This is a genomic window from Silvimonas soli, from assembly GCF_030035605.1.
In the GTDB taxonomy this organism is placed as follows: domain Bacteria; phylum Pseudomonadota; class Gammaproteobacteria; order Burkholderiales; family Chitinibacteraceae; genus Silvimonas; species Silvimonas soli.
In genome coordinates, this window is record NZ_CP106736.1 from 3,710,395 (window position 1) to 3,722,611 (window position 12,217).

11 protein-coding genes are annotated in these 12,217 nt (G+C 57.3%); 5 read left to right on the forward strand and 6 right to left on the reverse strand.

Going from position 1 to position 12,217, the window contains the following annotated elements; translation table 11 throughout:
* Positions 1-15: 15 nt before the first annotated feature.
* The 3 genes from N7220_RS17000 to N7220_RS17010 all read right to left on the reverse strand — a co-directional run bounded on the left by N7220_RS17000 (position 16) and on the right by N7220_RS17010 (position 3,234).
* Entirely contained in the window at positions 16-1,515 is a 1,500-nt protein-coding gene (locus N7220_RS17000) for an efflux transporter outer membrane subunit (RefSeq protein WP_283148712.1), read from the reverse strand.
* Complete coding sequence (locus tag N7220_RS17005) at positions 1,512-1,958, reverse strand: MarR family winged helix-turn-helix transcriptional regulator (RefSeq protein ID WP_283148713.1); 447 nt, start codon at positions 1,956-1,958, stop codon at positions 1,512-1,514. Before N7220_RS17005 ends, N7220_RS17000 begins: the two co-directional genes overlap by 4 nt.
* A gap of 367 nt (positions 1,959-2,325) precedes the next feature.
* Positions 2,326-3,234 (reverse strand): recombination-associated protein RdgC, encoded by a 909-nt coding sequence (locus N7220_RS17010; protein ID WP_283148714.1) that lies wholly within the window; start codon positions 3,232-3,234, stop codon positions 2,326-2,328.
* 193 nt (positions 3,235-3,427) lie between these two features.
* Here N7220_RS17010 and trxC point away from each other — a divergent pair, with 193 nt between their 5' ends.
* Positions 3,428-3,850 carry a thioredoxin TrxC gene (gene trxC, locus N7220_RS17015; protein ID WP_283148715.1) on the forward strand — a complete coding sequence of 141 codons (423 nt, stop codon included), beginning with the start codon at positions 3,428-3,430 and terminating at the stop codon, positions 3,848-3,850.
* Between the two features lie 127 nt (positions 3,851-3,977).
* Positions 3,978-4,259 (forward strand): DUF5710 domain-containing protein, encoded by a 282-nt coding sequence (locus N7220_RS17020; RefSeq protein ID WP_283148716.1) that lies wholly within the window; start codon positions 3,978-3,980, stop codon positions 4,257-4,259.
* 72 nt (positions 4,260-4,331) lie between these two features.
* Here the strand turns inward: N7220_RS17020 and N7220_RS17025 are convergent, their stop codons facing one another.
* The 3 genes from N7220_RS17025 to pbpG all read right to left on the reverse strand — a co-directional run bounded on the left by N7220_RS17025 (position 4,332) and on the right by pbpG (position 7,745).
* The gene (locus N7220_RS17025) at positions 4,332-5,729 is read right to left on the reverse strand and encodes a hypothetical protein (RefSeq protein WP_283148717.1); all 1,398 of its coding nucleotides are present in this window, start codon (positions 5,727-5,729) and stop codon (positions 4,332-4,334) included.
* Between the two features lie 87 nt (positions 5,730-5,816).
* Positions 5,817-6,491 (reverse strand): TetR/AcrR family transcriptional regulator, encoded by a 675-nt coding sequence (locus N7220_RS17030; RefSeq protein WP_283148718.1) that lies wholly within the window; start codon positions 6,489-6,491, stop codon positions 5,817-5,819.
* A 219-nt stretch (positions 6,492-6,710) separates the two neighbouring features.
* Positions 6,711-7,745, reverse strand: coding sequence for a D-alanyl-D-alanine endopeptidase (pbpG, locus tag N7220_RS17035; RefSeq protein ID WP_283148719.1), 1,035 nt, complete (start codon positions 7,743-7,745; stop codon positions 6,711-6,713).
* Between the two features lie 231 nt (positions 7,746-7,976).
* Between pbpG and N7220_RS17040 the strand changes: the two genes are divergently transcribed.
* The 3 genes from N7220_RS17040 (at position 7,977) to N7220_RS17050 (ending at position 12,202) form a co-directional block, all read left to right on the forward strand.
* The gene (locus N7220_RS17040) at positions 7,977-9,704 is read left to right on the forward strand and encodes a PHA/PHB synthase family protein (RefSeq protein ID WP_283148720.1); all 1,728 of its coding nucleotides are present in this window, start codon (positions 7,977-7,979) and stop codon (positions 9,702-9,704) included.
* A gap of 220 nt (positions 9,705-9,924) precedes the next feature.
* Positions 9,925-11,103, forward strand: coding sequence for an acetyl-CoA C-acetyltransferase (locus tag N7220_RS17045; protein ID WP_283148721.1), 1,179 nt, complete (start codon positions 9,925-9,927; stop codon positions 11,101-11,103).
* Positions 11,104-11,365: 262 nt separating this feature from the next.
* A complete protein-coding gene (locus N7220_RS17050) occupies positions 11,366-12,202 on the forward strand; it encodes a sulfurtransferase (RefSeq protein ID WP_283148722.1) in 837 nt (278 codons plus the stop codon).
* The last annotated feature ends 15 nt before the right edge of the window (positions 12,203-12,217 follow it).

Sequence of the window (12,217 nt, forward strand, 5' to 3'; positions counted from 1 at the left end):
TGATCTTTGGGCAGCTTATTGCGCTTGCGCCGGGGCGGAGGCAGTAGCCAGTGTGGGCGTATCGTCAGCCGGGCGATAACCGCCACCCAGTGCCTGCACCAACAGTACCGATGCATCCAGCTGTTGGGCATTCAGGCCCGCCAGGCGCATCTGGGCGTTGAGCAACTGCTGCTGGATGCTCAAGACATCCAGGTAGTTGCCAAGGCCGCCGTGATAGCGCTGCATGGACAACTCATAAGCCTGCTGGGCGGTCTGGATCGCTTCTTTTTGTTGGGTTACTTGCCGGGCCAGCGATCGCAGCGCGCTGATTTGGGCTGCTACTTCGTGCATGGCGTTGACCAGCGACTGGTTGTATTGCGCTACCGCCAGATCATATTGGGCGTCTTTGGCCGACAAATTGGCGCGCAAGCGGCCGCCATCAAAGATCGGCAAAGTCAGTGCCGGACCAAGTTGACCGTAACGGCTATCCCACTCGGCCAGATTGCCCAGACCCAATGAGGCCAGACCAATCGCGGCGGTCAGGTTGAAATCGGGATAGAACTTGGTTTGCGCAGTTTTGATCTCTTTGCTGGCACTTTCGACGCGCCATTTGGCTGCGACGATATCGGCACGACGGCCTACCAGCTCAGCGGGCAGCACGCTCGGCAATGCCAGTGCCGACGGTTGCAGCACTTGCGGGCGTGCCAGTTGCTGACCCCGATCCGGGCCTGCGCCTAGCAATGCCGCCAGCGCCAGTTGGCTGTCGTCAATTTGCTGCTGGGTGGATTCCAGTTGCTGGCGCGCGGCTGGCAACGCGGATTGCGCCTGCTTGAGTTGCACCTGGCTATCAATCCCCGCATCTACACGCTGTTGCACCAGCTTGAGCTGGTCTTGTGCGCGTTGCAGGTCAGCCTTGGCGATGTCTTGCAATTGCCAGGCGTAACCGAGCTGTGCGTAAGTGCGGGCCAGGTTGCCAGACAAGGTAATGCGGGCTTGCTGGCCATCGATCTCGGTGGCACGGCTTTGGCCGACTGCGGCTTCCCACGCGGCGCGCTGCCCGCCCCACAGATCAAAGTCGTAGCTGAACTTGAGCGAAACCATCTTGAGCGCGGCGTAACCATCGCCGAACGGCGCAGGCAATACCGTGCCCGGAATACGGATGCCCGAATACGCGGCAGCGGCATCGACACGCGGCATACGCGCGGCATCGGCTTGGCCAGCTTGCGCCAGTGCGACACGGGTACGGGCGTCGGCAACTTCCAGCGTCGGATTATTCTTGAGCGCTTCATCAATCAGTGACGACAGCTGCGCGTCACCCAGTGCGGTCCACCAGTTCTGCTGTGGCCAGACGCTGGCATCGACGCGCGCGCCACTCAGCGACTTGCTGGCGCCCAGCGTGTTGGCATCTAGCACCTTGCCTTGCGGGCTCAATCCTTCCCAATTGGCACAACCCGCCAGCAGCGCCGTGACCAGCACGCTAAGCAGCAGTTGGCTTTTACGCGGCGATACTTGCCGCCGCAAAGTTTTTGTTATCACTGCGGGGTCTCCAGGGTATTACGGACACGTTTCAGTAGCGAAATCAGGGTGTCTTGCTCGTCTTGTGAAAGATCGATCAACGCTTGTTCCATCGAGTCTTCACCGCAGGTTTGCATGGTTGCCCACAGTGCCAGACCAGCTTCGGTCAGCGTGATTTGCAAGGCGCGGCGGTCTTCCAGGTGCGGTTGGCGGCGCAGATAACCTTTCTCTTCCAGCTTGTCCAAAAGCCGCGTCATGGCACCCGCATCGTGGTCTATGGCCCGGGCCAGCTCGGTCGCGGTTTGCGCGCCGTGATAGGCCAAACGCTTGAGTACCAGAAACTGGCTCAGATTCAGCTCAAGGCCACTGGCAGCAAGTTTGCGTTCAAACAGTTGAAACAGACCATCGCGAACCTGGCGGACCAGAACCCCGAGGTTTTCTTCGGGAGCTTGGATGTGAGACATGACAAAGCCTTGGTAAAGGGTAAATTTGTGGCGATATTAGGTTTCTTTTGTGATAGTTGTCAAAGCAAAGGTATGGATGCGAATAATCGATGTGGGCTAGGGTTTTTTCGATAAAACACTGATTTTGATTATCATTTTGAGATAACTAGCCGACCGGTCGGTTGATTGTTCGTTGCGCTAGACAAACAATTCGCGATTTACTCTCTAAATATCGAGATTTAGACCAAGGTCGAGTGCCGTCAGCTGTGCTGACTTGGGGCAGGGCGTGAGGGGCGGTATTGCCCCTCTTGGTGAGCCAACGGGATGCGCAAAACAAAAAGGCATACCGTGAGGTATGCCTTTTCAAGAATGCTGCAGCGCTGCGAAATTAACCGACTTGTTCGCCGCCCAGTGCTTCCAGCAATTCCGGCACCAGCGTGCGCAACTCGCCAACCAGCAATGCCAGACCCGAATCAAACAGCGCGGCGCGATCTTCAGCGTCAGCGTTCTTGAAGTCGTCTTGCAGCGCATCAAGCATGGCGACGCGCTTGAGTTCCATTTTCTCGGTCAGTTGCAGGGCAATACGGTCTTGCCAGGACAGGGCCATCTTGCTGACCAGCTTGCCGGACGACAAATGCTGCTGGATTTCTTCGCCCATCAACGGTTGTTTGACCAGGCGCGCAATCGGACCATCTTCACCGGGCGCACGCAGTTCTACATCCTGACCCAGATCGAACACGCCAGCGTCAGCCGATTCCAGCCACACGGTCATGGCGGTTTGCGGTGTGGTATTGGTCTGGATCAAACGGGTAGGCAGGCTGCCCAGGCTTTCGCGCAGCAGTGACAACAATTGTTCGGCTTTGCCCGCGCTGGCGCTTTCCACCAGGACCAGGTTATTACGCAGATCAATCAAGGCGCGTTGTGTACGCGAACGGGTAAAGGCGCGCGGCAACAATTCTTCGGTGACGCGCTCACGCAGTTCCTTGATCTCGCGCTTGCCCACTTTGCGGTTTTCGCGGGCTTCGATTTCGGCAACGCGAGAGTCAGCCGTTTGCTTGATGACCGAGCCGGGCAGCAGCTTTTCTTCGGTCTTGAGCATGACCAGCACGGCATCCTGAAACGGATAAGCCATCACTTCGGGCATGTGCGCGGCGGGAGCGATCCAGCCTTGCGTCATCAAGTCCTGACTGCCACAGCCAAAGAAAGGGCGCTTGGCCAGACTGGCGCTGATGCCATCGGCGTTCAGGGTGTGATCAGGGGAAAGGCGGTAAATCTGGATATTGCGAAACCAGAGCATGGGTGCGGCGCTCGTTAGCTTTGATAAGGTGCGCGATTGTACCGGCTGCCCGACCTGACGCAAACCGCCATTTTTTGCCTTGGTGGCATTCGCCGCACCCGTAATGAAGGTGCTTGCCGCCAGACGGTAAAAGCGGCGAATATTCCACCTGAATGAGGTCCACCCGTTTCAGCCCTATTTCAGGAAGAAATCGATGCAAATTGCCTGCCCGCACTGCCATACCCAGAACCGGGTTGAACCCGAGCGTGTGGCCGACGGCCCGACCTGTGGCGCCTGCCACAAACCGTTATTTACCGGCGCACCTATCGCCGTCAATGCTGAGCAATTTGCCGTGCTGACCAAACAACTGAAGAACCCGGTGGTCGTGGATTGCTGGGCGACGTGGTGTGGCCCTTGCCAGGCATTTGCGCCGTCTTATACGGCTGCAGCGGAATACTTCAGCGGCAAAGCCACCTTTTTGAAGGTGGATACCGATCAGGAACAGGCGCTGGCCACAAGTTTGAAGATCCGCAGCATTCCGACCTTGCTGGTGTTCGAACGTGGACAGGAACAGGCGCGGCAAAGTGGGGCGATGTCGCTGGGGCAATTCAAGGCGTGGCTGCTGGATTTTTTCTGAGCCCGGCTGACCACACAGGTTAAACTGCGGCCTTACCGGCAATCGCAATCGGGCAGGGCGTTATATGGCAACAAACGGGGCATCACCAGGTTCGAAATCCGCACCCAAAGTACAGATGTATTTGAGCGTGCCTTTCGCGCAAAAAGACGAGGCCAAACAGTTGGGTGCACGTTGGGATGCGGCCAGCAAAAAGTGGTACGTGCCGCACGGCGTGGATATCAATCCATTCCAGGCTTGGTGGCCTGCTGATTTGCAGGATGCTCCGGTAGTTTCTGCGGTCGCTCCCGCCGCGCGTAAACCATCGCGGCCCGCCACACCGACTACGACTGAACCTGCCACTGCTTTCACCAGTGGCTCGCAAGCCGTCATTGTGGAATATCCGGACGACGACCCGCCGTGGGAAGAATAAGCGGTTGGCAGGTGGCATAAAAAAAGCCCGGTATAGACCGGGCTTTTTGCTGGCTGGCAGACGACGAATCAGTCAGGATTTCGCGCAACCCAACGCTGTAAAGCTGTGGGTGCTGGCGTAGGTTACGGTTGGCATGTAGTTGCCGACCACTGATTGCTCTTGCCCTGGCACTGTCACGTTCTGAATGGCGTTGGCAAATGATGGGTCTGGCAACATGTTGCGCAGAATCAGCAATCCGTCGTTGGGGTGACCTGCGCCATCGCCCGCGTCTGACAACTGGATCCAGCCAAAGCCGCAGGCGGTGGTGGCATTCGCGGGTCGATCAGCTGTGCGGCTGATCGCGATCACGTAATTGCCGTTCGCATCGACCGGTACCTGGGCGTCATACGCGCAGTCAGTGACTTTCTGCGTGTAGAACTCGTTGGTACATATCGACCAGTAGCGCACCTGCGCATCTGCAGCCACCTGGGCGTTCTGGTAAGTCGCCGGGGTTGTCGGCAACTTGCCGCGCAGGACGATCACGTCGCCGTAATCCCGGCTGATCATGCTTTCCAGATAAGCGTTATCCGGATTGCCGTACCAGTTCATGGTGTAGGTCGGTGTTCCGCCGCACGAGAAGAAGAACAGGCACTGCAGATTCCAGGTGCGATTGAACGGGAAGTGCCACACGCCCGGGTTCTGCGACGGGAAGCTATCCGCCACACCCGCTTGGTCGCGCAGCATGGTGTATTGCGCGGTGGTCAGCAGCGTGGGGGTGCTCAGGGTTGGCGCCGGATTGAGCTGCGCGCAGGCCGCATCGCCTTCCAGTGAACTACCATCGGCGTTTTGCAGAACTACATCGGGCAGGCCAGTCGCGCCGGTGATATCGGCACCGTTATCCGGGACGTAAACCCGATACCACACTGTGACGGTCGGGCCTGGCGTACCGGTGTAGAGCGTATTGGCGGCAGGCGTTGCGGGTGCGTTGCCAGCAACCACTTCAACCTGATAATCCCGCGCATCAGCGTAACGTGGATTGCCCGCAATGAACGGATTGGTTGAACCAACTTCGGGCTGGATGCTGTGATCACCCAGTACGTTGACAGGCTGGGCCAGCGAGTTGTAGCTGACGTACGAAATATAGCGGGAGTAGGGGAACTGGCCTTTGAGGAACACTCGGGCGCCAGCAGGGATCGTCAGTGTGGCTGACCAATACGCCGCGCCGGTATCTGGATAAGCAAAATTGCCGTTCGGATTATCGCGAGACAACGGGCCTTTCCACAAACAGGATTGCGTGGCGTGCTGCACGCTGAAAGACGCGGGCAATGGCGTCGGGGTTGGCGTGGGCACCGCAGTGGGTGCCGGGGTCGGCGTTGGGGTTGCGCTGGTTGAACTATCGCCGCCGCCACACGCGGAAAGAATCGCTGCTGATAGCGTAATTGCCAGGCCTTTGGAAATCAGACCAAGGGTTTGGGTACGAAAGACAGACACGGGCTCCTCCTTATATGGGTCGTGTATTACCGGTACTGTTCTGGTTTTGTGCAGGGTCGAACGGATAAAACGGGATATCGCGAGTTGCTATTCGCCAGATGGTGCGGTGGAAGAAACTCGCGAAGAAAACACGATGCCGCCAACAATGTAGTCGCGCAGATAGCGGTCCAGCCGGTCACGACTGGTGGTTTCCAGCGGCCACCAGGCTTCCAGCCCGGCGTCGGGAATCACGTTGAGTACGGTATTGAAAGCAAACAGGATTTTGACGCCAGCGGCTTCTTTGCCCAGTCCCGGCATGGCCGCCAGGGCCAGCGCCGACAAACGCAGCGAAGTCGGGCCCAGCCCTTCGGCCAGCAACCGGCGGCCACGCTGACCACAGTCGCCCGCCATGCGTGCCATCAGTTGCACCTGGCAACGACCTTGTTCAGAGCTGACCATCCGCACGATTGGCCGGATCATCACTTCAGCCACGTCGGTGAGCGTGAGTTGGCCATCCGCATTGCGTGACTGAGTTGAGATGATCAGTTGATCCATCGACGCAACATAAGCCTGAGCCGATTGGCGTGCCGCTTCAGAGATCAGGTTCCAGACATCGCCAAAGTGGTAGTTGATGGCCGACTGGTTACCCACGCCCGCCTCGCGATTGATGCTGCGCACCGAAGCACCATCTAGCCCGCTTTCGGCAACCAGCCGGGTAGCAGCGTCGATCAACCGTTGGCGGGTACCGCTGCGGGTTTCTTCCGAGGTTTGTGAGGGGCTCATACCTGGCAACTTCCGGTTTCTAATACAAATGTATTAATACAATCGTATTAACCTGGATCATGTAGTCGCTATCAGGTGAACTACCAATAGAGCGGTTTCAAACTGGCAGACTCAACGCCAGAGCGGGGCGCGGTGCCATTTAGACATGAAAAAACCCCGGCTGGCCGGGGTTTTCAAGTGACACTCACACGAGTGAAAAACGAGACAGATATCGTCGTTTTAGCTGCGAGCCAAGGCAATCGGGCTGGTTTCCAGCCACTTCTTGACGCGATTGGCATCGCCGATACGGGTGTATTTGCCGTTGGAATCCATCAAGACCATCACCACCGGTGTACCACTGATGGTGGCTTCCATCACCAGGCAATGACCTGCTTCGTTGGTGAAACCGGTTTTGGTCAGGCCGATATCCCACTGATCTTCTTTCACCAGCGGATTGGTGTTGTGGAAAGCCATGGTGCGGCCATTCAGGTTCGACGTGAACTCATATTGCGATGAGGTCGTGAACTGATGGATTTCCGGATACTTGCGCGCGGCTTTAACCATTTGCACCAGATCGCGGGCGTTAGACACGTTTTGTGGTGTCAGACCGCTCGAATCATAAAAGCGTGTGTGGCCCATGCCCAGTTCGGTCGCTTTTTCGTTCATCTTCTGGATGAACAGATCGTGACCACCAGGGTAGGTACGAGCCAGCGCTGCGGCTGCGCGGTTTTCCGACGACATCAAGGCCAGCAACATGACTTCAGCGCGGGTCAGACGAGTGCCCACACGCAAACGCGAACTGCTGTTCTTGAGCGTATCCACATCATCATCAGAGATGGTGATGTATTCGTTCATCGGCAAATGGGCATCGAGCGTGACCATGGCGGTCATCAGCTTGGTGATCGAAGCGATCGGGCCGACGTCATCCGGATTCTTCTGGTAAATCACTTCACCGGAATTCTCGTTCAGAATCAAGACTGAAGCGGATGCCAGACCAGGATTATCCGCAGCAAAACCGGGCACGGCTACAGCGCGGGTAACACGCACGCTGCTGCGGGCATTGGCAATGGCAGTGCGTTTGACGCGGCCATTTTCAATGACGGTGACGGTACGGGCAGATTTGGTAGTGGCAACAGTCTTTGATTTGGCTGTCTTTTTGCTTGCAGTTTGCGAAGCGGCTTTATGCTTGTGGGAACTACTGGCGCTGGCGACTGGCGCAAATGCAATGCAAGCGCTAGTCAGCAGGGCGAAAAAGAGGGGAAATGCGGGACGCATCAATAATCTCCGAGGTGCGGCCATAATTATCAGAACGCTGTAATGTTAATTGAGAAATTACAAAATGTCATGCTAAATCAAGCAGTACGCGAACACTTGCAAAGTGCAACTTTAAAAGATTTCACCGACCTTGCAGGGGCTGGATGTTTTATGTATGTTGTGATGCACCAATTGCACATTTTATTGCGCCAGATCAGTGCGTCATCCCATCCCTTTTCGGAGTGAGAGATAGTGCCGGAATCCCCGCTGTACGAGAGTTTCTTCCAGCAACTAAACACTGCAGGCCAGCAGTGGTGGCAACAATGGGTCAACGCTGTTGCAGCGCCCCAGGATGACGCGCTGCCGCAAATTTTTCCCAAGTTACTCGCCGCGTTCCCTACTTCTTCGCCCGAATGGCAGGCCAGTCAGGCTGAGTACTATCAGCAACAACTCGATTTATGGCTGGGCCTGATCGGGGCCAAACCGGCCGCGTCGGTGATCACGCCAGACAAAGGCGACCGTCGTTTTAACTCCCCGGAATGGGAAGCTCCGCTGTTCTCCTGGATCAAGCAAAACTATCTACTGACCTCGCGCCATTTATTGCAGTGTGTGGACGCCACTGAAACCGACGAATCCACGCGCGAAAAAGCCGGGTTCTTCATCAAACAATATATTGATGCCATGAGTCCTGCCAACTTCGCGCTCACCAATCCGGAAGTCATGAAGCTGGCTGCCGAAACCAATGGTGAAAGTCTGCAAGAAGGCATGAAGCGCCTGCTGGAAGATATCGGCAAAGGCACCATCACCATGACCGACGAATCGCAGTTTGAGGTCGGGCGCAATCTGGCGGTGACTGCTGGCGCGGTAATCTTTGAAAACGACTTGTTCCAGCTACTGCAATACCAGCCATTGACCGCGCAGGTGAACGAAGTTCCCTTGTTGATCGTGCCGCCGTGTGTCAACAAGTACTACATCATGGATTTGCAGCCCGAGAACTCCATGGTGCGCTGGTGCGTAGAGCAGGGGCACACTACTTTTCTGATCTCCTGGCGCTCGATTCCACCCCAGATGGGCCATCTGCAATGGGATGACTATATTGAGGACGGCATCATCAAGGCCGCCGAAGTGGTTCGCAAGATCAGCCGCCGCGAACAACTCAATGTTTTGTCGTTCTGCATTGGTGGCGGACTGGTCGCCACCGCCATTCCGGTTATGCAAAGTCGTGGGCAAGGTGACTGGTTCAAATCCATTACCCTGATGACTTCCATGCTCGACCACAGCGAGCCGGGCGATATCAAACACTATATAGACTGGAACCTGATCCGTTCGCGCGAGACCAAGCTGGCCGCAGGCGGCGTGGTGTCCGGCAAAGAACTGGCGCGCACGTTTTCGTCATTGCGCGCCAATGACCTGATCTGGAACTACGTGGTGAATAGCTATCTGAAAGGCAAAACCCCGCCGCCGTTCGATTTGCTCTACTGGAATAACGATTCCGCCAACCTTGCCTTGCCGATGCATACCTTCTTTCTGCGCAATATGTATCTGGAAAACAATCTGGCCAAGCCAGGTTCATTTGCGCTGTGCGGCGTGCCGATTGATCTGACTCAGGTGACCACGCCCACCTACATCTTCGCCGCGCGTGAAGACCATATCGTGCCGTGGACGTCGGCTTATCTGACCACGCGTTTGTTTAAAGGTCCGCTGCGATTTGTGCTCGGTGCGTCCGGCCATATCGCCGGTACCATCAATCACCCGGCGGCCAACAAACGCAACTATTGGGTTAACGAAGCACTCGAATCAGAACCTCAAACCTGGTTCGACGGCGCCGAATCCCGTCCCGGGAGTTGGTGGCAGGATTGGGGCGTCTGGCTGGGCCAGTTTGCCGGCAAAAAAGTGCCCGCACGCAAAACCTTAGGTGCGGCAGGTTTCAAACCGCTGGAACCCGCACCTGGTCGCTACGTGAAAGAAAAGCTCGACTGATTGGTTGATAGAACTAACGATTAAAGCGGTTCTTGCTACGTTTCAGGTTTGACCTTGCGGGTTGATCGGCAGCGCCGGTTCGGGTCTCAAGGATGTTTTGCTGCAGTGCCATGCAGTAGCAGTGCCATAACGAGGAGACCGCATTAAGCAATGCGCTCCCGCTCACGGGCCGTGCACACCGCACGGACGGACTCTTGCATAGCAGGTTTGGAGATTGATGATGAGTGAAATCGTAATCGTTGCTGCCGGGCGCACGGCAATTGGCAGTTTTGGCGGCGCGCTAGCCAAAGTCAGTGCCCCGGAGCTGGGCGCTATTGTGATCAAAGGCTTGCTGGCCAGAAGCGGGCTGGCTGCAGATCAGGTAAGCGAAGTCATTCTGGGCAACGTCCTCACTGCGGGTTTAGGGCAGAACCCCGCCCGCCAGGCGCTGCGCCGGGCTGGTTTGCCCGATGCAGTACCCGGACTGACGATCAACCAGGTCTGTGGTTCCGGCCTGAAAGCGGTGGCTCTGGGTATGCAAGCCATTCTTTCGGGTGAGAGTGACGTGGTGATCGCCGGTGGCCAGGAAAACATGACTGCCGCACCGCACGTATTACCCGGCAGCCGCGATGGTTTTCGCATGGGTAACGCGCAGTTGATCGACAGTATGGTTTATGACGGCTTGACTGATGCTTACCAGCAATACCACATGGGCGTGACTGCCGAGAACATCGCCAAAAAGTACAGCATCAGCCGTACCGAACAAGATGAACTGGCCCTGGCGTCGCAGCAAAAAGCCGCTGCCGCGCAAGCAGCGGGTCGGTTTGCCGAAGAGATCATCCCGGTGCACATTCCGCAACGTAAAGGCGACCCGCTGGTGTTTGATCAGGACGAGTTCATCAAAGGCAATACCACGATGGAATCGCTGGGCAAGCTGCGCGCTGCGTTCGATAAAGAAGGCACGGTGACCGCGGGTAATGCGTCTGGCATCAATGACGGCGCCGCCGCCGTCATGCTGATGACCCGCGAAAAAGCCGACGCGCTGGGCCTCAAAGTATTGGCCACCATTCGCGCTGCGGCCTCGGCCGGGGTTGACCCGAGCATTATGGGCATGGGTCCGGTGCCTGCCACCCAACGCGTCCTGGCGCGTACCGGCTGGACGCTGGACAGCTTTGATTTGCTGGAAGGCAACGAGGCCTTTGCCGCGCAAGCGCTGGGCGTGGCGCGAGAGCTGAAATGGGACTGGAACAAGGTTAACGTCAATGGCGGCGCCATTGCGCTGGGCCACCCGATTGGCGCATCTGGCTGCCGCATTCTGGTGACCTTGCTGCACGAAATGGCGCGGCGTGATGCCAAACGGGGCCTGGCCACTTTGTGTATTGGTGGCGGCATGGGGGTTGCGCTGGCTGTTGAACGCTAAAGTCTGACCGTGACCAGACGGATGCCAATACCTCGTTTGTCGGCTGCCGTCCAAATAAAAAAGCGCCGCCTTGCAACGGCGCTTTTTTATTCGCATAAACATGAGGTGCGCCCACTTTCCTGAAACCACGCCCGGTTAAAATCTGGCGGTTTTTAATGCCAATTGCATATCGACGGCAAGAGGGGTTGATGACACACTGCAGCAAAATCGTTTTGCCTTGAACGAATGCGTCGCGCGAACCCCTCTTGCTGGAGTAGCTCCCATGTCCGTATTGATCACCGCCGCCGAACTGGCGACCGAACTGGCTGACCCCAAGCTCATCGTTGTTGATTGCCGTCATGATCTGGCCAACCCGGCAGCGGGGCGCGAAGCCTATTTGCTGGATCACATTCCGGGGGCGATTTTCCTGCATCTGGACGATGATCTTTCGGGCACAAAAAATGGCTCCAACGGCCGCCACCCTTTGCCGGACCCGGGCTGGCTGGCTGCACGCTTGGGCGCAGTAGGGATAAATAACGACAGCCGTGTGGTGGCGTACGACGCTTCTGGCGGCATCTACGCCGCGCGCTTGTGGTGGCTGCTGGGCTGGCTGGGTCACGACAACGTGCAGGTGCTTGATGGCGGTTACCAGGCATGGCAAGGATCGCGCCAGCGGATTTCCCATACTGAGCGGACATTGCCGGGCAGTTCATTCGCGCCACATGTGCGCAAAGAACGCGTGGTGACAGCCGCCGATGTGATGAGAGATTTGCGTGAGTCGTCATTTCAGGTGGTCGATGCGCGCAGCCCGGAACGTTTTCGCGGCGAAGGCGAGACCATAGACCCGGTGGGCGGACACATTCCAGGCGCGATCAACCGCTTCTTTCAAAACAACCTGGCGCCGGGTGGCCGTTTCAAGGAAACGCAACAGCTCCAGCGCGAATGGCGCGATTTTCTGGGCGCTATTCCGTCGGCCGATGTGGTGCATCAATGCGGCTCCGGCGTGACCGCCTGCCACAACCTGCTGGCGCTGGCCGCAGCCGGGCAGAGTGGCGGGCGCTTATATGCCGGATCGTGGAGCGAGTGGTGTGCCGATCCATTGCGACCAGTGGCGCGCTAGCGCAATCGCCATGCA